The sequence below is a fragment of the Lactococcus sp. FSL W8-0209 genome, from assembly GCF_038006585.1.
Lineage (GTDB): Bacteria > Bacillota > Bacilli > Lactobacillales > Streptococcaceae > Lactococcus > Lactococcus lactis.
Genome location: NZ_JBBOVN010000001.1, coordinates 1,706,222 through 1,727,795 on the forward strand (window position 1 = coordinate 1,706,222; position 21,574 = coordinate 1,727,795).

At 36.4% G+C, this 21,574-nt stretch carries 17 protein-coding genes; 4 read left to right on the forward strand and 13 right to left on the reverse strand.

Annotation, left to right across the window (positions count from 1 at the left end; translation table 11 throughout):
• Positions 1–57 precede the first annotated feature (57 nt).
• The 8 genes from MKX45_RS08405 to xylA all read right to left on the reverse strand — a co-directional run bounded on the left by MKX45_RS08405 (position 58) and on the right by xylA (position 11,955).
• A complete protein-coding gene (locus MKX45_RS08405) occupies positions 58–2,526 on the reverse strand; it encodes a phosphoketolase family protein (RefSeq protein ID WP_340817019.1) in 2,469 nt (822 codons plus the stop codon).
• A gap of 84 nt (positions 2,527–2,610) precedes the next feature.
• Positions 2,611–3,984 carry a sugar porter family MFS transporter gene (locus MKX45_RS08410; protein WP_015426662.1) on the reverse strand — a complete coding sequence of 458 codons (1,374 nt, stop codon included), beginning with the start codon at positions 3,982–3,984 and terminating at the stop codon, positions 2,611–2,613.
• Positions 3,985–4,152: 168 nt separating this feature from the next.
• Positions 4,153–4,755: a sugar O-acetyltransferase gene (locus tag MKX45_RS08415; RefSeq protein WP_340817020.1), complete on the reverse strand. Its 603-nt coding sequence runs from the start codon at positions 4,753–4,755 to the stop codon at positions 4,153–4,155.
• 58 nt (positions 4,756–4,813) lie between these two features.
• The gene (locus tag MKX45_RS08420) at positions 4,814–6,493 is read right to left on the reverse strand and encodes a glycoside hydrolase family 43 protein (protein WP_340817021.1); all 1,680 of its coding nucleotides are present in this window, start codon (positions 6,491–6,493) and stop codon (positions 4,814–4,816) included.
• A 24-nt stretch (positions 6,494–6,517) separates the two neighbouring features.
• Positions 6,518–8,002 (reverse strand): MFS transporter, encoded by a 1,485-nt coding sequence (locus tag MKX45_RS08425; RefSeq protein ID WP_340817022.1) that lies wholly within the window; start codon positions 8,000–8,002, stop codon positions 6,518–6,520.
• A gap of 54 nt (positions 8,003–8,056) precedes the next feature.
• Positions 8,057–9,061: an aldose epimerase family protein gene (locus MKX45_RS08430; RefSeq protein WP_057720786.1), complete on the reverse strand. Its 1,005-nt coding sequence runs from the start codon at positions 9,059–9,061 to the stop codon at positions 8,057–8,059.
• 2 nt (positions 9,062–9,063) lie between these two features.
• Positions 9,064–10,569 carry a xylulokinase gene (xylB, locus tag MKX45_RS08435; protein ID WP_254255801.1) on the reverse strand — a complete coding sequence of 502 codons (1,506 nt, stop codon included), beginning with the start codon at positions 10,567–10,569 and terminating at the stop codon, positions 9,064–9,066.
• 66 nt (positions 10,570–10,635) lie between these two features.
• A complete protein-coding gene (xylA, locus tag MKX45_RS08440; RefSeq protein ID WP_057720788.1) occupies positions 10,636–11,955 on the reverse strand; it encodes a xylose isomerase in 1,320 nt (439 codons plus the stop codon).
• A gap of 110 nt (positions 11,956–12,065) precedes the next feature.
• Here xylA and MKX45_RS08445 point away from each other — a divergent pair, with 110 nt between their 5' ends.
• Entirely contained in the window at positions 12,066–13,019 is a 954-nt protein-coding gene (locus MKX45_RS08445) for an AraC family transcriptional regulator (RefSeq protein WP_042230458.1), read from the forward strand.
• A gap of 143 nt (positions 13,020–13,162) precedes the next feature.
• Here the strand turns inward: MKX45_RS08445 and purK are convergent, their stop codons facing one another.
• Genes purK through purD form a run of 3 tightly spaced genes read right to left on the reverse strand, consistent with a single transcriptional unit; the run spans position 13,163 to position 16,075 of the window.
• Positions 13,163–14,269 (reverse strand): 5-(carboxyamino)imidazole ribonucleotide synthase, encoded by a 1,107-nt coding sequence (purK, locus tag MKX45_RS08450; protein ID WP_081037492.1) that lies wholly within the window; start codon positions 14,267–14,269, stop codon positions 13,163–13,165.
• 50 nt (positions 14,270–14,319) lie between these two features.
• Complete coding sequence (purE, locus tag MKX45_RS08455) at positions 14,320–14,805, reverse strand: 5-(carboxyamino)imidazole ribonucleotide mutase (protein ID WP_029344063.1); 486 nt, start codon at positions 14,803–14,805, stop codon at positions 14,320–14,322.
• 31 nt (positions 14,806–14,836) lie between these two features.
• Positions 14,837–16,075: a phosphoribosylamine--glycine ligase gene (gene purD / locus MKX45_RS08460; protein ID WP_057720789.1), complete on the reverse strand. Its 1,239-nt coding sequence runs from the start codon at positions 16,073–16,075 to the stop codon at positions 14,837–14,839.
• Positions 16,076–16,429: 354 nt separating this feature from the next.
• Here purD and MKX45_RS08465 point away from each other — a divergent pair, with 354 nt between their 5' ends.
• Positions 16,430–17,056 (forward strand): TetR/AcrR family transcriptional regulator, encoded by a 627-nt coding sequence (locus MKX45_RS08465; RefSeq protein ID WP_057720790.1) that lies wholly within the window; start codon positions 16,430–16,432, stop codon positions 17,054–17,056.
• 103 nt (positions 17,057–17,159) lie between these two features.
• A complete protein-coding gene (locus MKX45_RS08470) occupies positions 17,160–18,557 on the forward strand; it encodes an MDR family MFS transporter (protein WP_057720791.1) in 1,398 nt (465 codons plus the stop codon).
• A gap of 32 nt (positions 18,558–18,589) precedes the next feature.
• On the opposite strand, the gene MKX45_RS08475 is transcribed toward MKX45_RS08470, so the two are convergent.
• Positions 18,590–19,084 (reverse strand): TetR/AcrR family transcriptional regulator, encoded by a 495-nt coding sequence (locus MKX45_RS08475; protein WP_340817024.1) that lies wholly within the window; start codon positions 19,082–19,084, stop codon positions 18,590–18,592.
• Positions 19,085–19,275: 191 nt separating this feature from the next.
• On the opposite strand from MKX45_RS08475, the gene MKX45_RS08480 reads away from it, so the two are divergent.
• Entirely contained in the window at positions 19,276–20,670 is a 1,395-nt protein-coding gene (locus MKX45_RS08480) for an MDR family MFS transporter (RefSeq protein ID WP_057720793.1), read from the forward strand.
• Between the two features lie 67 nt (positions 20,671–20,737).
• On the opposite strand, the gene MKX45_RS08485 is transcribed toward MKX45_RS08480, so the two are convergent.
• On the reverse strand, positions 20,738–21,433 hold the full coding sequence (locus MKX45_RS08485; RefSeq protein ID WP_057720794.1) for a YjjG family noncanonical pyrimidine nucleotidase: 696 nt from the start codon (positions 21,431–21,433) through the stop codon (positions 20,738–20,740).
• Positions 21,434–21,574 lie beyond the last annotated feature (141 nt).

Here is a 21,574-nt window from a genome sequence, read left to right on the forward strand (position 1 = left end):
CAGTAAAAAAACACGCTTGATTGATTAAAATCAGCGTGTTTTTTTATAAATTTAAGCCTATTTCTTTAAATCAGACCAAACCCATTCAGTAAACTCAGGAATATCAACTCCTTCATTTCTTGTCACTTCAAAGTGTTTAACTAGTGTCCGTTCCATTCGGTCAATGAAAGCTTTCGCTAGACCTTGATTAACTTTTCGGTTGACATAAAGAACTTGCATGGCATCAATCGCTTGGTGGAAACGGTCAAGCTCAGAGTAAACCCGCATATCATAAGTCGTCGTGATGTCACCATCTTCACGGTAACCATGAACAATCAAACCATCATGTCCTCTTTGATAGAAAATGGATTCGATTAAATCTTCATATCCATGGAATCCAAAAATTACTGGAGTGCCTGAAGGGCCAAAGTATTTTTCAAATTCTTCATCTGAGAGTTCACGTTCTTGATTTAGAGCGCCTTTTTTCTTTTGCAACCGCCCTAATTCAACCACATTCACATAACGGAATTTCGCCTGTGGGAAAACTTCGTTTATAAGATGTAAAGCTGCCAGTGTTTCAATTGTAGTCTCAGCTCCTGCTGAGGCAAAAACTAAATCTACTGCTTCTCCATTTTTAGCCGTTGAAGCCCAATCAATTGTTGCAATTCCGTCAGTCGCCAATTTTTCAGCTTCTTCTTTAGTAAACCATTGTTGACGAGGTTGTTTAGAGGCTACAATATGATTAATTTTACTTCTATCTTGAAAAGCACGGTCAAATACGGCAAGCAATGTATTCCCATCAGCCGGCAAGTATTGTCTGATAAAATCAGATTTCTTTTCAGCCAAATGAGTCAACATTCCAGGGTCTTGGTGAGTATAACCGTTATGGTCTTGTTGGAAAACAGTTGAAGTCGAAATAACATTAAGCGAAGGATAATCATGGCGCCATTTTTGGTCTGCTGCTTGACGAATCCATTTGAAATGTTGAGTTAACATTGAATCCACGACTCGCAAGAATGATTCATAACTTGCAAATACTCCTGTGCGTCCAGTTAAAGTATAACCTTCAAGCCAACCTTCTGCTTGGTGTTCTGATAATTGAGAATCAATAATCCGACCCTCAGGTGAGATAAATTCATCATTTGGATTTTTTATGACTTGCATCCATTGACGATTCGTCACCTTAAACATTTCCCAAAAACGATTAGACATAGTTTCATCAGGACCAAACAAACGGAAACGCGTAGGATTAAGTTTGACTATTTCAGCAAAATATTTTGACAAAACATTCATATCCATATTGTCATTTGTATCAGGGAGTAATTTTCCTCGATTATTTTCAGAAATTGGATTTGCAAATTCTTGCCAATCTGGTAAGACCAAATTAGAAGAATCAACTCCCCCATTTGTTACAGGGTTTGAAGCCATTCGCATCTCACCTTTTGGTGCAAAATCACGCAACTCTTCTTTCAAACTTCCATCAGCATTAAATAAAGTTTCCGGTTGATAAGAAGTCATCCATTTTACAAATTCTGGTAAAGTTCCCATATTTTTAGAAGATAACGGAAGTGGAACTTGATGCGCACGGAAACTATGTTCAATCGGCATTCCCTTACCGTCAAATTTAGGACCTGACCAATCATTATAACGTGGACCACCCCAACCTTTTGGTAAACGTGCGATAACAATTGGCCAAGCTGGAATCTCTCCATTTTGATAACGATTATCTTCACGCGCATCTTTCTGAATTTGATGAATGTCTTCAATCGCTTTATCAAAAACTTCAGCTGCTAATTTATGATAAGCCATGTAATCATGAATATCATCATTTTCAATATAACGAGGTGAGTAACCCAGTCCTTCAAAGAATTTACGAATATCAACATCTGAAGTCCGAGCGAACAAAGTAGGATTTGAAATTTTAAAACCATTTAAATCAAGAATTGGTAAAATTGCCCCGTCATTCTTAGGATTAATGAATTTAATAGAGTGCCAACTTGTCATCAACGGTCCAGTTTCAGCTTCTCCATCCCCAACAACAGCAAAAGCAATCTGTTCAGGTTGATCAAGAATAGCCCCTGTTGCATGTGATAGCACATAACCCAACTCACCTCCTTCATGAAGTGAACCAGGGGTTTGTGCTGTCATATGCGACCCTATTCCTCCAGGAAATGAGAAACGTTTAAACAAACGTGACATGCCTTCCAAATCTTGAGTAATCTCTGGATAAGCTTCTGTATATGAGCCATCAAGATAAGAAGGAACAACCATAGCTTGTCCACCATGTCCGGGGCCACCCATGTAAAACATCTTTTGATTATATTTATTGATTAGACGATTAGCATGAGCATAGAGGAAAGTTTGTCCTGAAACCGTCCCCCAGTGCCCAATAGGATTGGCTTTAAGGTTTTCCGCTTTAATTGGAGTACCTGTCACAGAGAACAAAGGATTTTCTTTCAAGAAGATCATTCCTGATCCAAGATAAGTTGCTGCTCGCCACCATTTATCAAGCTTTTTCAAATAAGCTTCTGAATTATATTCTGTCATTATTTCCTCCTGATTTTCCTTCATTATAGGTCAATTATGCTTGATATTCTAATAATTTGTTCATATATCCACTAGGAAACATTGCTACTCTTCTTCTAAATGATGCACACGATGCAGTAATTCTGCTTCGATTTGTTCGAGTGTTTTGCCTCTTGTTTCAATAACTTTTTTACTAGTAAACCAAATTGAGAGGAAACAACAAGCCGCATAAATCAGAAAAATTTTACCTGTTCCAAAAAATGATAATAATGGTAAGAACGTTAATGACACCACCCAGTTAGCAGCCCAGTTGACGGCAGCACCAAATGAATTCCCCAAACCACGGATTTTAAGTGGGAAAGATTCACCAATCATCACCCACATTACTGGTCCCCATGTTGCTGAGAAGAAGGCAATATATACCGTTAAAGCGATAACTGCTAAATATTTACCAAAGCCAATATGAGCATTTTCTGCTAAAATCATCCCTACTGACATCAATACAAGAGAAATTCCCATTCCCCAAGCACCAAAATTGAGCATCCACCGACGATTAACTTTATCCATTACTCTCATAGCAATATAAGTTACAATAACATTGAAAATACCAATCCCAATATGAGCAAGTAAAGCTGCGCTTGCCCCAAATCCTACCGCAACAAAAATTGATGGCGCAAAGTATAAGACTGTATTACAGCCCATAACCTGTTGAAAAATTGCCAGACCAATTGCCATAATCAAAACTGGACGTGACATTTGACCAAATAATTCTTGTAAGCCACCTTGTTTTTCTTCCTTAGCCATCAATTGAATATCAGAAATTTCTGCTTCAATCGAGTTTGGATCGTCATTTATCATCCCTAATATTTCACGGGCACCTGCTTCATTATCATGGCGAACAAGAAATCTTGGAGATTCTGGCAAAAAGAGTCCACCGATGAAAAGAAGGGCTGCTGGAACAGTGGCCAAACCAAGCATCCAATGCCAATTTCCTGAAACTCCTTTTAAAGCATAGTTTGAGATATAGGCTAATAAAATCCCAGTCATAATCATCAATTGAAACATAGTTGAAACTCCACCACGAATTTTAGCGGGTGAAAGTTCTGATAAATAAGTCGGCACCAAAGCTGAAGCTGACCCAACAGCCATCCCGAGAATAACCCGAGAGATGATTAGTAACTCAGCACTATTTGAAAGTCCTGAACCTAAAGCTCCAACAAAAAAGATGACCGCTGACAAAAGTAACAGACGTTTCCGACCAAAACGGTCACTCATTGGTCCAATCACGACCGCGCCAATTACAGCTCCCATTAAAACTGCCGCTGTAATCCATCCTTCCATCCAAGCCCAAGAACTCACCTGCCAGCTCTCTTTTTCAATAAAAAGTAGCGCTCCCGATATGACGCCTGTGTCATATCCAAATAATAAACCACCTAAAGCACCAAAAAAATAGATGAAAGTGGGAGAAAGTTTTCTCATGATAGTAACTCCTTAATTTTTATTTGCAAGTCTTCTTGCCTTTTTTACTACCCACAAATGATACCGCTTTCCACGCTTACTTTCTTGTAATCCTTGATATTTTAAAATGGAAATGTTGCTCATAATAAAGCTAAAAACTACTCTTATGTAAGAGTAGTTTTAATTAGTTTATTCATTTTTTATTAAGCGTGCCGGATTTCCAGCAATTATGCAGTGGCTAGGAAATGATTTGGTCACCACAGAGCCAGCACCAACGACAACATCATCTCCTAAAGAAACTCCAGGCAAAAGAATCACTAAACCGCCAAGCCAACAATCATTACCAATTACTATTGGCCCATCATATTGCCAGCCTTCCCGTCTTAAAAACACATCCTTGGCATGATGATTAGGTGTAAATAATTGACAATTTGGTCCAATAAAACAGTTTTTCCCAATCTTAACCTTACCCGCACTAATAATCTGAAGTCCACTATTAATAAAAGTATTTTCTCCGACTTTAAAACGATTGGGATATTCCAAAGCAGTTATTGGAAAATATATTTCTGAACTTTGAGGTAAATTTGGAAGAAAATTATCCAAGAGTTTTCTTGCTTCATCAATATTTTCTTTTGCCTTATCATTAATTTCAGAAATTTTTTGACTAGAATTTTTGACTATTTTTTGTAGTTCTACTTCTTTGCTATATTGGTACCAATCACCATTATTTATTTTATCAAAAATAGATAGCTTTGCTAAACGTAATTTTTCTGCTTCATCTAACATTCTCATCGACTTTTTCCTTTACTAAAAATCCCTTACTACAAATATGTAGGTAAGGGATTGTAGACTAATCAAATCTTGATTCACTTGTTTTCCAAGTATAAGAACCGTCTGGTAAGATCTTGTCTCCTAATTCTTTATAGTCAAAGTTATAAAATTCTGCAACTCTATCATATCCAGAATAATCAACGGCAGCAAGCCCGACAAATGCTCCAGTGAAGAATCCGCCATAAGTTTGTAAAACATAATCATCTGAAAGGACAGCCGCATCTAAGACTACAGGAATTTCTATGAATTTTTTGCCGTCAAAACTATATTCATAAGAATATGATTCTTTACGGACTTTAGTGCGGAACCAAACATATGCAGTTCCGTCAGGAATTTTAATGGCATTATCTTTTAAATAAGAAGTATAGTTTCCTCTGTTATTCTCAGCAACTTCAATGACAGCTCCATTGATTTCATTCCATGTGATAAAAGCGAAGGACCAATGACGGTCATTGTAATAGTTGGTTAATCCAGCCATTTGTTGGTAAGAAAATGGGTTAAATTTTACTTTGACTTCTGCGTCAAAATAGAAAGCTTGCCAACGTCTAGCAATCAAAGATAAATCAAAATTATTTGCCAAAGAGCCCTGACCAATCAATGTTAACTTGCCATTTCCAACTGAACCCATTTTCTCAGTAAATGGGACACGCAATGTATTCCAGTTAATATCCAAAGTAGAACTTGCAAAATCGTCTTTTTGACTGTGGTCAGCAGGTGCATTAGTTTGAATTGCATCTTTTGGTCCTTGAACAAAAGTTGTCCCACCATGACCACCAACAATACGTGGCCAACCTTCTTCGTCCCATTCCACTTTTTGGATAGAAGTTTCACGACCTAAAGAGCTCCAACCACGAGGGTCTGTGCTTGATTCATTTTTATGATTCCATGGTCGAGCGCATAAGGAAGCATAATACCACTCACCTTTGGGTGTAGATACAAGACCTCCGTGTCCTTGCTTTTGAATATAATGATCAGGAGTATCGAAGTTTGTAATAAATGGGTCGCCGGGTTCAGTTTCAAAAGATAAAGTATCCAATGTTTTAGAGCGGGCCACGACTTCTTGGTGCGTAAAGACTGTTCCACCTTGAGCCGCAAAAAGATAATAATAATCATTAATTTGGTAGAGGTGTGGACCTTCAACCAATTTGACATTTGTACCATTGTAAATCGTTTTAGCTGTTTTAGGTTGTAACTTCATTGTTGTCACATCAAACTCAGTCAATGTGATTCCGTCAAATGGATGCTTGTATTCACGATGATCCCATGTTTGTTGAACTAAGTATTTCCGTCCGTCTTTATCATGGAAAAGTGAAGCGTCAAAGCCAAGACCATTGAGCTTGATTGGATCTGTCCATGGTCCTTTGATGTCTGTAGCTGTTGTTAAATAATTGGTCATATCTTTGAAAGCACCATTGACAACCTTAACATCTGTATAAACAAGCCAAAATTTACCATCAGCATAGGATAAATCAGGGGCCCAAATTCCACCTGAAGCTGAGTTTCCTCTCATATCCAACAAAGTGGTTGTTGACAATGGACTTGGAAGTAGGTTCCAATGTTCTAAATCTTTTGATTCGTGCAAACGAACACCAGGGAACCATTCAAAAGTGGAGTTCGCGATGTAATAAGTATCTTCTACGCGAATAATGCTTGGGTCTGCATTAAAGCCGGGAAGAATTGGGTTTTGAATAAGTGACATGATTTTGTCTCCTTTTAATATAAATTATTCCGCTTCCTTAAGTTGAGCACGTTTTTCATCAAGCTGTTGATTAATCTCTGTTACATCTTTATCAGAAATTGGATAGAGTTGCATAATAATCATTGATACAAGAGCAAGAACGGCTGGAATCCAAATTGCTGTGAGATTTATACCAGCTAGGGCGTTAGCATGTTGATGTGCTGCTGTCTCATTGAAACCATAAGGTGCTAAGAACCAAAGTGGAATCGCTCCACCTAATGTAAAACCAATTTTGAAGAAAAGTCCCATGATTGCGTTAATAATCGCAGCATTTCTTTTACCCGATTTGAGTTCTCCATAGGCGATAACTTCAGGAACTAATGCCCACATGAATCCTGTTGCTGAAGTTAAGCCCCATTGTTTAATAAAGGTTGCAACATAAGCTAACCAGAGGGCATCATGCATTCCATTAAGGGACCAAATATATGTCAAAATTTCTCCAACAATGAACATTCCGATAAAAAGATGAAAGAAACCTTTTTTACCGAAAATTTTCTTTAAACGAGGCCAAAAGATTGGGAAAACAATTCCTGGAATTGAAGCGATGAGGCCGATGGCTCCCATCCATTCTGAATGTCCAACAACAAATTGATTAAAGAAACCATTTACAGTATTCATGAAAAACATGAAAGTGAAAGCTAACATGAAGAAAATCCCTAGAATCACAAGTGGACGATTGTTCTTTAATTCAAGGAAGAGGTCAGTTGTTTTAACTTCTGCCGATTGTTCTGCTGTTGCAACCACACGTTCTTTGGTCAATTTATAACATAGGAATAAAGCTATTGCACCAATAATCATATAAACTGAGTAAACTCCAAACCAAGCATGTCCCGCTGAGGGATCAGTATAATTCCCCATATGAAGTTTAAGGCCAAATAATCCAGTATCTTTAAGACTTCTTTCTTTCGGTGCTGCCATTTGAACAAACATTGGAAAGAGGGTATAGACTAAGAGATTTGCTCCATTTGCCAACATCATCCGTGTACTTGTCAGCTTATCAACGGATTCCGGATTACGAGTTAATGATGCATTAAGTGAACCATAAGGAATATTAACAACTGAATATACTAAGTCTAAGGCAAAATAAACGATAAAAGCAAAGGGGACAGACCCTTTAACACCTGGTAGAGGTGCAAAAAGTAAGGCAGCTAAAATCACTAGAGGAATACCTGCTCTTAAAAGCCAAGGTCGATATTTTCCTGCTTTTGATGTTCTTTTATCAATAAAAGTCCCAACCATTGGGTCCCAAAATACATTAATAATTCGCACGAACAGAAAAATAAAACCGGCTGTTGCAGTACCAATCGCATTGACTGTTGTCATATAGAGTGCTAAAAATCCACCAACAGTCCCAAAGACAAGGTTTTGTGCAAAATCCCCCATTCCATAACCAATACGTTCTCCAAGCGTTAGTTCATGATATTCATCATGTTGAACTTGTTTGATTTTATTACTCATTTTTGAGTACATCCCTCCTATTATTTTATTAAAATTATTTTTACTGATGAGTCTGTCAGTAAATTTTTAATCCGTTGTAAATAGATATTCTGTTATAAAAGTCTTTTTTTGACCTGCTTTAAGCTCAATCGTTCCCCATTCAGGATGATGAACAAGGTCAGGTATTTCTTGAAATTCAATAGCAATTCCGCGATTTTTGGACATTGGTCTGTCATTAATCATTGACTCTATTTCTGGATTTGTGGCTGTGTAAATCACGACCGCTTGTCTATCAGTTTGAGCTACTAGTTTCCGACCAGATAAAGGGTCATAAAGCATTAAACTTTTATCTCCTTTGGGATTAAAAACAAAGCAATCATCTAGTCCTACGGGATTATCTTTTAAAAGTTTTTTGATTGAAACGCTTTCTTTAATGGAATAAGAACTGTCGTCAACATTTAGAAGACGACCAGTTGGTATATTCTCTTGATTGGTTTCAACCAGAAAGTCAACATTTGCTTGAATGAAATGCTCATGAGTCGTTGATAATTCTGCTGACAGATTAAAATAAGGATGCCAAGCCGGATTAAAGACTGTGTCAGTTACTGACAGACCTGATATTGTCACTTCTAACTTATTGTCAGTTAATTTATAAGTGACTTCTGCTTGGATTTGACCTGGAAAACCGGACTCCTCATCTCTTAAACTTAGTTTAATGCCAAGAGATGATGCTGTTTCAAAAGTTTCATAAGACCAAAACTGTCTTTCCCAGCCATGGCTTCCTGAATGTAAATTATTTTTTCCTTCATTTGCCTCTAAACTGACAGAATCATAAGTAGCACCTGAAATACGCCCGGCAACTGGACCGCAAATTACACCATAATATCCTCCATCATTTGCATAGGTTTCGGAATTGTTTTTGGATAAAAGAATATTTTCAAATGTTCCATTTTTGTCAGGAGTGAGGAGTTGATGGACTCTTGCTCCATAATCATGGACAACGATGGTGAGTCGTTCATTTGATAATGTAATCTGACTAATTGATTTGTCAGCTCTAAAAGGCAAAGATTCTTTGGAAATGGTAAATGTCATAATTAACCTTCGTCATTGAATTGTACTAATTGATGAGAAATTTCAGAGGTATTTTTATAAACTTGTTTCCAAATTTGATAAATTTGCTCATAACGTGCTACATTTTTTGGATTTGGTATGAAACTGGCTTCCTTGTAATGAACAAAAGCTTTAGTGACCGCTTCTAAGCTATCAAAAAGTCCGCAACCAAAAGCAGCAATCATACAAGCACCAAGTCCCGGTCCCTGCTCAACCGTTAAGCGAATCATTTCAGAATTAAAAATATCTGCTTGCATTTGCATAATGTCGGGATTTTGCGCACCCCCACCTACGGAAATCAAACGTTTAAACTTCTTGTTTTTCGTTTTTTCCATGATATCTTTAGAATCACGCAATGAAAAGGTAATTCCTTCAAGCACTGCTCTTGAAAAATGTTTTTGTTCATGATGAGCAGAAATTCCTATAAAACTTCCGCGAATTTTTGAATCAAAATGTGGTGTTCTTTCACCTACAATATATGGCGTAAAGAGCAATCCTTCTGAACCAGGAGAAACTGTGTAAACTTCTGACAAAAGTTCATTGAAACTCAAGCCTTTTCCAAAAGTTTCCTTATACCAGTTTAAAGAATTTCCAGCAGCCAAGGTTACTCCCATTGAGTAATAAGCACCCGGAACCGTGTGATTAAAGAAATGAAGTTTTCCTTTATAATCTGCAATTTTAGGTTCATAAGCGGAAACGACTCCGGAGGTTCCCATTGAAATCAAGCCCACTTCTTCATTGATTAAACCAACACCCAGAGCGGCGGCAGCATTATCGGCTCCACCAGCAAATACTTTTACTTCATTTGTCAGTTTATAGCGTTCAGCTATTTCTGCTTTGACAAATCCTGTTCGGTCAGTGGATTCAATCAATTCAGGTAGAATTTCCATATCAATATTGAATGCGTCAGTAATTTCCTCTGACCATTGTTTTTTCTCAATATCTAAAAGTAAAGTTCCTGCTGCGTCAGAAAATTCGGTATAAATATTTCCTGTCAGCCAAAGGCTCAAGTAATCTTTTGGCAACATTATTTTTTTAACTCTTGACCAAACCTCTGGTTCATTTTCTTGGAGCCAAAGAATTTTTGGTAAGGTAAATCCTTCAAGAGCAATATTTTTTGTAATCTCTAAAAGTCGCTGACCAAGTCTGTCAGTAATTTCTTGACATTGTTTGCTTGTTCTCACATCATTCCAAAGAATTGCTGGATAAACTGGTTTATTATTGTCATCTAAAACGACTAATGAATGCATTTGCCCCGAAAAGCTAATACCTGCAAGTTGCTGACCAAAATCTGAAATTTCTACTGACAAACCGGTCAGTACTGATTCAAGTGCCACAATCCAATATTCTGGACGTTGTTCAGAATAGCCTTGTTTGGGCGTATCAATTTGGTATTCAGCAGATTTTGTTGTAATTAAATTACCAACTTCATCCATCAAAATTCCTTTAAGACTTGATGTTCCTAAGTCAATTCCTAACACGTAAGTCATTATTATTCCTCATAATAAAAGAGAAGGACGAGGAGGAATTCCTCGCCCTCTTTTAAGTTCTTAGTTTTAAACAAGATAGTCATTCAATACTGATTTGATGTATTCCAAGTGATTAGAATCAAGTTCAATATCATCACCATATTCAAGTGCAAATGCGGCAAGACTTTCAAAAGTTGCTGTTCCATTTTCAATGGATTGACCAACTTCTGTATTTCTGTATGAACTATAACGTTCGTCAACAATATCAGACAAGAATTTATCTTCAATGATTGCTGCTGCACCTTTCAAAGCACGCGCATAAGTATCCATCCCTGCAATATGAGCAAGAATTAAATCTTCTGCTTTGAAACTTGTACGACGTACTTTCGCATCAAAGTTAATTCCACCTTTGCCAAGTCCACCGTTCAAAAGAATTTGGTGCATCGCAAGTGTGATATCAATAACAAGTGTTGGGAATTCATCTGTATCCCAACCAAGCAAGTAATTTCCTTGATTGGCATCAATAGAACCCAAAGCATTGAAAGTACGAGCAGTATTTAATTCGTGTTCAAAAGTGTGTCCAGCCAACCAAGCATGATTTGTTTCAAGATTGAGTTTGAAATATTTGTCCAAATCATATTTTTGCAAGAAAGCAAGAGCTGTTGCTGAGTCAAAATCATATTGGTGAGTCATTGGTTCTTTTGGTTTTGGTTCAATCAAGAAAATGGGCAAGTGGTTGATTGATTTTGCATAATCAATTGCCAAATGGAAGAATTTTGCCATATGATCCATTTCAAGACCCATATCTGTATTCAAAAGTGATTCATAACCTTCACGACCACCCCAGAAGACGTAATTTTCACCACCGAGTTTTTTAGAAAGTTCAAGACCTTTTTTAACTTGTGCAGCACCATAAGCAAAGACTTCAGCACGATTAGAAGTTGAAACACCATTCATATAGCGGGGATTTGAAAACATGTTTGCTGTATTCCAAAGTAATTTAATCCCTGTTGCTTTTTGTTTTTCAAGAAGGTGGTCAGTAATTTCGTCCAAATTAGCATAAAATTCTTTCAAAGAATTTCCAGTAGGTGCAATATCAATATCATGGAAACAATAATATTTAACACCTAATTTTTCAGCAATTTCAAAGAAAGCATCTACTCGACGGTGAGCACGGTCAAGTTCAGAACCACCTTCCAAATCCCAAGGGCGTTCCATTGTTGCTCCCCCAAAGGGATCTGACCCATCCATTGTAATTGTATGCCAAAATGCAAGGGCAAAATGAAGTTGTTCTTCCATTGTTTTACCAGCAACTACTTCTTCTGGATTATAATGGCGAAAGGCAAACATATTTTTAGTTTTTGTACCTTCGTATTTGATAGGTGCGATGTCGTTAAAGTAAGCCATTTTTATAGCTCCTCCTCTTTATGATATTAATATTATTTTCAAACTCGTAATTACTACTATACATTTCTTGTAATATATGTCATAATAATAGTGATTAGGAGAGAATGAACATGAAAAACGAATTAGAGAATATTTATCATTCAAAAATAAATAATCTTAATTTTTTACTTGTCGATATTACTTACAGAAAACCTCACCTTCATTTTGACATTGAATTAGCTTTTGTCTTAGAAGGGGCTGGTCAGGTAATAACGCAAGAGCAATGCTTTGAAATCAAAGCTGGACAGGCAATTATCTTTAATAGTTGCCAAGTTCACGAACTATCTTCAAGCGACTCTATGAAACTTTTGATTCTACAGTTTTCATCAGAAATTTTTAAAATTATCTTCCCTCAGCTGGATAAAATTTATTTTGAAAATCATCCTTTCAATCTAAAAAATCAACCTGAAACTTTAAAATTACTCTTACAAGCGGCTTTAAGTTATTTTGCTGATGATAAGAATAATTCCTTGCGTACTCACGGATATACTTCCCTTTTATTAGATCGCTTATTAAGTATTTCTGAATACAGTATTTTAAGCAGTTCTGAACAAAATAAATTAATGGATCTCCAAGAACGAATGGAGAGAATTTCTTCTTACATTCATGAAAACTACGACCATAAAATTTCTTTAGAAATGATTGCTTCGCATGAAGGACTTTCCAGAACGTATTTTTCCCATTTCTTTAAAAGTAATTTTGGGATTAATTTCAACGAGTATTTAAATAAGATTCGTTCTGAAAAAGCAAGAACATTACTTTCTTCTTCTAAAGATAATTTATTAAATATTGCTTACATGTGTGGTTTCTCAGATATCAGAACGCTCAACACCGCTTTTCTTAAATCTTATGGTGTTCTACCGAAGGAATTTAGAAAAAATAGTGTACTCTTCCCAAATCTCAACTATATGACTTTCAATCAAGATAAAATTGATAATCAAGTTTTTTATTCTGATAGAGGCTCTTTTGATATTTTGCAATATTATTTAGAAAAAAACTTTGAAAAAACAAGTAGTCATTTTTAGACTCTTTATTTTTAACAAGTTAATGATATCGCTTTCTAAGAATCTTATCTTACTGTTTTGTTCTATTTTTCAGGGGAAATGTTGTCATTTTATCATACCTAAATCAAATAAAAAAAATACTTGGCTTTTACCAAGTATTTTTATTAATCCCAAATTTTAGTTGCTTTAATTTCATTAATCGTTTGGTCAAAATCATTTGTTAAGATTGTCACATGTCCCATTTTTCGGTTATGTTTAGCATCTGCTTTTCCATAATCATGTTGATGCCAATCGGCATGCTCATGATTAAGATTCTTAACTGCCTCAACGTGTTGCCCTAAAACGTTCAACATAATGGCAGGTTTCAAAAGTTTAGGTTCTGGTAGGTCTTCTCCTAAAATCCCTTTAATATGCAAATCAAATTGGTTGAAATCACAAGCTTCAATGGTAAAGTGGCCACTATTATGTGGTCTTGGTGCTAGTTCATTGACATAGATTTGACCATCTGCTGTTAAAAACATTTCCACACAAAGCACGCCAGATAGCTCTAATTTTTCCGCAATTGAGGTCGCAATTTTATAAGCATTCTCAGTAATTTCAGCAGATATACGAGCCGGAGAAATCGTCTGATGTAAGATGTTTTCTCTATGTTCGTTTTCAGCTAGAGGAAAAACCACATATTCGTGACCATTTCCACTAATAATAACAGAAATTTCACGTTCAAAAGAAATAAAATCTTCTAAAACACATTCTGAAAGTTCTGTCAGTGATTTAGCTGCTGACAAGTCTTTATCAGCATTTAAAACCACTTGTCCATGACCGTCATAGCCTCCAGTTGTTGTTTTTAAAACTTGTTTTCTAGTTACTGTTTCTGGGAGTTTTTCCGCTGAATCTACGAGTTGCCAAGGTGCAACATTAACTTTAGCTTCGTTGGTCAAAAATTCTTTTTCAAAGCGACGATTTTGCGTAATCTCTAACAGACGTATTCCTTGAGGAATCCTTACACAGTCTTCAATTTCGTGCAAAGCTTTTGCTGATACATTTTCAAACTCATAAGTAATGACGTCACAAGCATAGGCGAGTCTTAATAAGTTTTCAACGTCATCATAAGGTGCAACAATCAGTTCATCAGATACTTTTGCCGCAGAACAGTTTGGATTTGGGTCAAGTGTAATGACTTTATGTCCCATGTATTGAGCAGCAATTGCCATCATCTGTCCAAGCTGACCTCCACCAATAATACCAATTGTTTGCTTTGTATTCTTTATCACAAGTCTTCCTACCCTTCATTATTTGAAATCCTACAACTTTTGAACTCTTTTTAAAGTAATGCTTTGTTTGATTCCTCAACCATTTCTTGTGCAGCAGCCCGATAGACCAACAATTTTTGGTATAAATTCTCATTTGTATTCGCCAAAAGTTGCAAAGCAAATAAAGCAGCATTTTTTGCTCCAGCCTCTCCAATTGCCATTGTCGCTACAGGAACCCCTGCCGGCATTTGAACAATCGAATAAAGTGAATCCAAACCAGATAAAGCTCGCGATTTTATTGGAACACCAATGACTGGGACGAGGGTCTGAGCAGCTACCATTCCTGGCAAATGAGCGGCTCCACCAGCACCCGCGATGATAACTTTATAACCTGCCTCATGGGCTTGGCTCGAAAATTCAGCCATTAAAGCTGGTGTTCGGTGTGCGGATACGACCTTTTTTTCATAAGCTAAACCGAAGTCATCTAAAATTTTTGCTGTTTCTTTCATTGTCGCCCAATCTGAGCTCGAACCCATGATAATTGCTACTTCTGCCATTTTTCCTCTTCTTTTTTCTTAACCAAAATTTTTATATTGCTCGTGAACCAATATCATGACGATAAAAGAAACCATCATTTTCCAATTTATCAAGTTTTTCATAAAGCAATTTCTGTGTACTTTTTACATCTTCTCCCGTTTCAGAAACAAGATAAACTCGGCCTCCACTAGAGATTAATTGATTATTTTCATTTTTGGAAACTCCTGCATAATAAACATTTAAACCTTCAGGAATTTCTGGAAGAATAAGTCCCAGTTTTGCTTGACTAGGATAGCCTTCTGCAGCAACAACCACACCCAAAGTCACACCAGACTCAAGCCATTCTAATGTTGGCTCATTTCCAGCTAAAATATCAATAATTACTTGAGCTAAGTCACTTTTTAAACGGGGGAGAACAACTTGGGTTTCAGGATCCCCAAAGCGTGCATTAAATTCAATTGTTTTGACTCCGTCTTCTGTCAAAATTAAACCTGCATAAAGAACGCCTGTAAATGACTTGCCCTCTTCTATCATTCCAGCTACTGTTGGTTTAACAACTTTTTCCAGAGCCTCATTTACAACCTCCTTAGAAATATGTAGGACCGGTGAGTAAGCCCCCATTCCCCCTGTGTTAGGGCCTTTATCTCCATCAAAAGCTCGTTTGTGGTCTTGAGCAATCGGCATCGGATATATTTTCCCGTCATGGACAAAACTAAATAAAGAAAATTCTTCACCATCAAGAAATTCCTCAATCACAACTTTTCCTTGACTACCAGAAAAAATATCGGCCAGAGCTGACTTAGCGGTCTCAATATCAAAGGCAACCGTCACACCCTTTCCAGCAGCAAGCCCATCAGCTTTAATAACAAGAGGAACTCCTTTTTCATCTAGATATGCAAGAGCAGGCTCTAAGCTATCAAAAGTAGCATAATCAGCCGTTGGAACCCCATATTTTTTCATAATTGATTTTGCAAAATCTTTAGAACCTTCTAGCTCTGCGGCCATTTTATTTGGCCCAAAAATTGGTAATTCTGCTTTTATAAAAGCATCGACGACGCCATTCATCAAAGCAGTTTCTGGGCCAACAAACGTTAGTCCAATGTTTTGATTTTGAGCAAATTCAACTAATTTATCATTAGATAGTTCGGAAATATCAACTATTTGAATTCCATCTTTTTCCATTCCTGAATTGCCTGGAGCTACAAAGACTTCTTCAACTTGAGGACTTTCCATAAATTTTTTTGCTAAGGCATGTTCGCGGCCGCCAGAACCAATTACCAAAATTTTCATCATTTCTCCGATATTCCAAACGCTTTTTATATACACAAACTTGTGTATTCAGCTATTTTATTTATTATTCAACAAATCTTGAACGAATAATAAAAGTCAAAGTGACGATAGCTCATCTATCTTTTCTTGCTTTATATATCTTATAATTCTATCTTAAAAGATTTGTGATAAAAGAAAAAGCCTGAACAAAAGTTTCAACAAATAAGAAGAGAGATTGTTCGGTATTTACTCAATTCTAGCCAGAGTTTTCCTCTTGAAATTTTTAAATGACAAATTTGTTTATCAGCTTTTCTATCGCAATTTTCATTAAAAACATGTAAAATAAATTTAAGTAGAAAAAGAAAGCGAAAACTTATGGCGACTCAACCAACCAAAGATAAAATTATTAGTAGCAGCTGGGAACTTTTAGAAGAACTTCCTCTCACAGAATTTTCAATGCGTAAGTTAGCTAGTCGGCTAGGAATGACAGTGTCTTCTCTTTACTACCATTTTTCAAATAAAGAAGCACTTTTTGCAGAACTTATTGATAAAGCAAGCCTTGAAATTATTTTTCCAGCAAATGAGAAAACGTGGCAAGACCGCCTTTTCGTCTATGGTAAAAATATTTATGCTGTTTTAGAAGCTTATCCAAACCTCGCACAATTGATGATGGATTATCCACCAGAATCTGAGAACTATCTTCGGCTCTTTGATAAACTTTTAATGATTGTAGATGATCTCAAGCTTTCTGATGATCACAAATTTTACACCATTAACCTTTTTCTAAATTTTATTTACACCAGTAAAATAGATAGTGATCGTTTAGTAGAGCAACCCGAAAAACCCGTTTCTACTGTCAAAATTCCTCTGGTACAACTGGCTCCTTTTCTCGACAAATATTGGCGAACTGAAAGCCTCACCAGTCTTGGCTCCTCTGAAAGTTTTGAGTTTGGTTTACAGCTTATTATTTCAGGAATTGAAAAAATGCTTAAAATTAATTAATTTATAAAAAACTTCCTGAGGAAGTTTTTTTCTTGACTTTATTTTAGAACAATGGTATTATTTTTACCGAACGGTGTTCTAAAAATATAAAAGAAGGTTCTTTATGAATAATACTAATGATTTTAATTTAAAAAAAGTCTTACCTGCGGTTTTAACAATTGCAATTGGAATGCTTTTAGTAATGATGGATACAACCATTATGAATGTCACTCTTCCGCATATCCAGTCTGCTTTCCATCAAAATCTCTCAAATAGTCAGTGGGTCATTACTGCTTATACTTTAGCTATGGCCACAGTTATTCCATTTGCTGGATTTTTGGGAGACCGCTTTTCAGATAAAAAAGTTTTTGCTTTAGCAATCATTTTTTTCACTATCGCTTCATTTCTTGCAGCTAATGCTCACTCACTGCAAAGTCTTATTATTTGGAGAATTGCTCAAGGTTTAACTGGTGGCGTTGTTGCTCCAATCGGAATTGGAATGTCATTTAAAATTATTCCAATGGAAAAACGAGGTTCAATGATGGGTCTTCTAGGATTACCAATGTTGCTCGCTCCAACAATAGGTCCTGCACTTTCAGGTTTCTTAGTTAAACACTTCAATTGGTCAACTGTCTTTTTGATTAATCTTCCGGTTGGAGTTCTAGCCCTAATCTTTGTTCTCCTCTTTCTCCCAAATTTTCCGGCAAATAAAGCAAGTAAAATTGACTTAAAAGGGGCTCTTCTTTCTCCATTTGCCTTTCCAATTTTAATTTATGGTGTACACGTTGGGACAGATAAAGGCTGGTCAAATCCTACTGCCCTCTCTTTTGTAGGCCTTGGTATAATCATGTTGCTTTTATTCATTATTGTTGAACTACGTGTTGAGAATCCTCTTTTACACCTTCGAGCTTTTGTAATTCCTGAATTTACAAAAGGAATTTCGCTCATGTGGCTCAATCAAATCGTTGTTTTCGGGGCCATGCTTCTTGTCCCACTTTACTTACAAAATGTCGTTGGACTTTCTTCTAAAAATACAGGGCTAATCATGGTTCCGCAGGCAATTGCTAGTTTTTTAGGAATGACAATCGGTGGGCGTATTTTTGATAAATTTGGGACAAAAGCTGCAGTTCTGCCGGGTTTTACTCTGGGAGCTATAAGTCTTAGTCTTTTTAGTCAAATTAAACCTAGTTCTTCTTTAGCTTTCACACTTTGTGCTATTATTTTACTTGGTTTAAGTCAAGGTCTGGTCAATATGCAAGTTAATAACCACGCCCTTCAATCTGTTCCAATGAAAAATATCAGTCGAGTTACTCCACTAACAAATGAAATGATGCAAGTAGTCAACTCATTTGCCATTGCCTTTTTGACAGCATTTTTAAGTGGTCAAATCAAAAAACAGACTGGACTTTCTCCTTTACAAGCAAATCTAACTGCCTTCCACCATACTTTCTGGTTACTCCTCCTTTTCGTTATTGTAGGTTTCATTTTAACGCTATTCTTACGAAAAAAAGCAAAAGCATAATTAAAAAACACTGTTTATCAAAACAGTGTTTTTTAAATCTGATTTAAGATTTCATTGACTTCATATTTTTCAGCAAAAAGTAATCGTAAGGCTAAAACCATGCGAGCCGCAAGAATCTCAGATGATAATAAAGAAAAAGTGTTTTCCTCATTAAGAAATTTGGTCAACTCTTGTTCGTAAGTATGCCACATCTCAAGTAGACGGCGTCTTAAAATATCACTTTCTTCAATAATCGCTGGCAGATTAAAAAAAACTTCTTTTTCATTATTCGCCGAAGTATTCAAGAGGCAATTTTTGTAAGTTTCCCAGATTTTATCAGCTGGAATTTCTTTTAAAACTTTAATAATCAATTCTAAAAGTTCACCCTCATTATCAAAAACGAGCTCTTCTTTAGATGAAATGTATTGAAAAAGTGTTTTTTTGGCGATTCCACATTCATTAGCAATCTCCTGCACAGTTACGTTATCAAAGCCTTTTTCTTCAAAAAGATGCATTGATTTTGTGAGAATTTCCAATCTTTTAGCCATCTTTTTATCTTCTCTTTTACTCATAATTCTAGTATAACACATTTTTAGTAACTCGGTAACTTTTTCTCTTGACAAGCAAAAAGTAACCGAGTATAATCATTTTCATAAAGATAAAAAGTAACTCAGTTACTTAATTTCTTGGAAAGGAACTGTGTTCGTCTTCTCTAAAGCTAGATGAATCACATCTTAATATGAAAAATAAAAAACTTTGGATTCTTATGATTCCGCTCATGCTCGTTTTATTTATTGCTACCCTTGACCAAACGATTGTGGCTGCAAGCCTTCCGACCATTGCTCGGGCGATTGGAAATAGCGACCAAATCACCTGGGTGACGACTGCTTATCTCTTGACTTCGGCAGTAACTACCTTAATTTTTGGAAAACTCGGCGATTTATTTGGTCGTAAAGCCATATTGCAAATCGCACTCGGCATTTTTCTTATCGGTTCACTTTTTTCGGGAATTTCTGATAATATCTGGTTTCTCATCATTGCTCGCGCCTTTCAAGGAATTGGCGGAGGTGGTTTAAATACACTCTGTATGGTGGTCATTGCTGATTTAGTTCCTGCTCGCGAACGTTCTCGTTATTTAGGAATTGCTGGGCTTGTTCCTGCTGTGGCTCTGATTGCTGGACCATTTCTTGGGGGATTTATCACGGATATCTTTAGTTGGCACTGGATTTTCTTTATCAACTTGCCTATTGGTATTCTTTCTTTAATTCTAATCGCAAGTTATTTGAAATTAGCTAATCCTAACCATGATTCAGGAGTAAAAATTGATATTTCAGGAAGTCTTTTGATTACAGTTGGGACTACAACGCTTTTGCTCACCTTATCGCTTGCTGGTTCTACTTTTGCTTGGGCTTCTTTGCAAATCATCTCCTTATTCCTTGTTGCTTTATTATCTCTTATTGCCTTTGTTTTTGTTGAAAGTCATACTAAAGAACCAATCACACCCATTTCTTTCTTCAAATCTAGTATATTTTCTATCTCAAGTCTGCAATTTTTCTTGGCAACAGCAGCACTCTTTGTGGGCATGGTTTTTACGCCCATGTATTTTTCCGAAATTCGTGGCTATTCAGCAACGGCGGCTGGTTCTAGTATCATTCCCATGCTGATTGGTTTAATGATTGCTTCCAGTCTTTTTGGAGAAGTCATTGCTCACACGGGACATTACAAATATTTAGCTGTACTCGGTAGTTTATTGATTGGTCTAGCAAGTCTTTTATTAATTGGACTAGCTGCTCATACAGCGCTCTGGCTGATTTTGTTGGCTTTATTTATCATGGGCTTTGGGCAAGGTGCTATGATTCAAGTAGCTCTTGTGGCTGGACAAAATGCAGTTCCTTATCAACAAATTGGTGCAGCAACTGGCGCCCTCAATTTTTTCAAGAGTCTTGGTGGGTCTTTTGCTTCGGCAATCTTTGCCATTATCCTGACCAATAGCCATTCTTTTGGGAGAACTTTTTTCTGGATTGTTCCCTTAATGATTCTTTCATTGATTCTCGGTCTATTTATGCCCGAAAAACCACTTTCTAAAGAAATGATTGATGTTGCTGCTGGCAAGGAAGAAGTTCCTGAATATTGAAGAATTTGCTTTAATTATCCTAATTGAAAATGCAAAAAAACTGTCAATATTTTGACAGTTTTTTGTATTAATTACCAGCTTTTATTAATGTTGGAATTTCTAGCAAATCTTGAATTTGCACATCTGGCTGGGCTTCTCCACTAACTTCCAAATGCTTTGGATTATACCAGATGGTTTTAATGCCAGCCTTATTACCACCTAAAATGTCTGTTGTCAACGAGTCACCAACAATCGCAAAATCTTTTTGATTGGCCGCTTCAATGTGGTCAAAGACGTAATCGAAGAAAGCAAGGGAAGGCTTATGATGACCCACTTCTTCACTAATAAAGATTTCTCTAAAATGGTCAGAGATTCCAGACTCAAATATTCGTGGGCGAGAAACACGTGATGTTCCATTACTAACCACATACATTTCTGCTCCTTTTGCTGACAGCTCTGTCAGTAATTCTTTGGCATGTTTAATCAGCTCATGACCTTGTGATAAGTAAAGTTGATATTCATCATCAACAGCAACTGGATTATAATTTACTGACACATTTAAAGCTCTAAAAGCATGGTCAAATCGAGTAGATAGAAGTTCTTCTCGTGAAAGTTTTTCTGATTCGTGTAAACGCCAAAGCGCTTTGTTTTCACGAGAGTAAGTCGCACGATTTTCCTGATTATCTTCAATTTGATAGTGGGTAAAAATTTTTCCCAAAGCATCATATTCTGCTTTATCAAAATCAAGTAAGGTGTTATCAATATCAAAAAGTAGTACAGTCATTTCTTTTCCTTTGCTTAATGTATTCTTTGCATTCCCTACATTATATCAGAAAAGGAGATAAAGATGAATGTTCTGAAACTTGAAAATTTTTTCAATGACAATAGACAGATGATTTTACATTAGAAATTTTAATATTAAATT

What these genes read in the sequence shown, in the direction of transcription:
- MKX45_RS08405 (WP_340817019.1), bottom strand. Translation starts at nt 2,526, where the DNA reads ATGACAGAATATAATTCAGAAGCTTATTTGAAAAAGCTTGATAAATGG.
- MKX45_RS08410 (WP_015426662.1), bottom strand. Translation starts at nt 3,984, where the DNA reads ATGAGAAAACTTTCTCCCACTTTCATCTATTTTTTTGGTGCTTTAGGT.
- MKX45_RS08415 (WP_340817020.1), bottom strand. Translation starts at nt 4,755, where the DNA reads ATGAGAATGTTAGATGAAGCAGAAAAATTACGTTTAGCAAAGCTATCT.
- MKX45_RS08420 (WP_340817021.1), bottom strand. Translation starts at nt 6,493, where the DNA reads ATGTCACTTATTCAAAACCCAATTCTTCCCGGCTTTAATGCAGACCCA.
- MKX45_RS08425 (WP_340817022.1), bottom strand. Translation starts at nt 8,002, where the DNA reads ATGTACTCAAAAATGAGTAATAAAATCAAACAAGTTCAACATGATGAA.
- MKX45_RS08430 (WP_057720786.1), bottom strand. Translation starts at nt 9,061, where the DNA reads ATGACATTTACCATTTCCAAAGAATCTTTGCCTTTTAGAGCTGACAAA.
- xylB (WP_254255801.1), bottom strand. Translation starts at nt 10,569, where the DNA reads ATGACTTACGTGTTAGGAATTGACTTAGGAACATCAAGTCTTAAAGGA.
- xylA (WP_057720788.1), bottom strand. Translation starts at nt 11,955, where the DNA reads ATGGCTTACTTTAACGACATCGCACCTATCAAATACGAAGGTACAAAA.
- MKX45_RS08445 (WP_042230458.1), top strand. Translation starts at nt 12,066, where the DNA reads ATGAAAAACGAATTAGAGAATATTTATCATTCAAAAATAAATAATCTT.
- purE (WP_029344063.1), bottom strand. Translation starts at nt 14,805, where the DNA reads ATGGCAGAAGTAGCAATTATCATGGGTTCGAGCTCAGATTGGGCGACA.
- purD (WP_057720789.1), bottom strand. Translation starts at nt 16,075, where the DNA reads ATGAAAATTTTGGTAATTGGTTCTGGCGGCCGCGAACATGCCTTAGCA.
- MKX45_RS08465 (WP_057720790.1), top strand. Translation starts at nt 16,430, where the DNA reads ATGGCGACTCAACCAACCAAAGATAAAATTATTAGTAGCAGCTGGGAA.
- MKX45_RS08470 (WP_057720791.1), top strand. Translation starts at nt 17,160, where the DNA reads ATGAATAATACTAATGATTTTAATTTAAAAAAAGTCTTACCTGCGGTT.
- MKX45_RS08475 (WP_340817024.1), bottom strand. Translation starts at nt 19,084, where the DNA reads ATGGCTAAAAGATTGGAAATTCTCACAAAATCAATGCATCTTTTTGAA.
- MKX45_RS08480 (WP_057720793.1), top strand. Translation starts at nt 19,276, where the DNA reads ATGAAAAATAAAAAACTTTGGATTCTTATGATTCCGCTCATGCTCGTT.
- MKX45_RS08485 (WP_057720794.1), bottom strand. Translation starts at nt 21,433, where the DNA reads ATGACTGTACTACTTTTTGATATTGATAACACCTTACTTGATTTTGAT.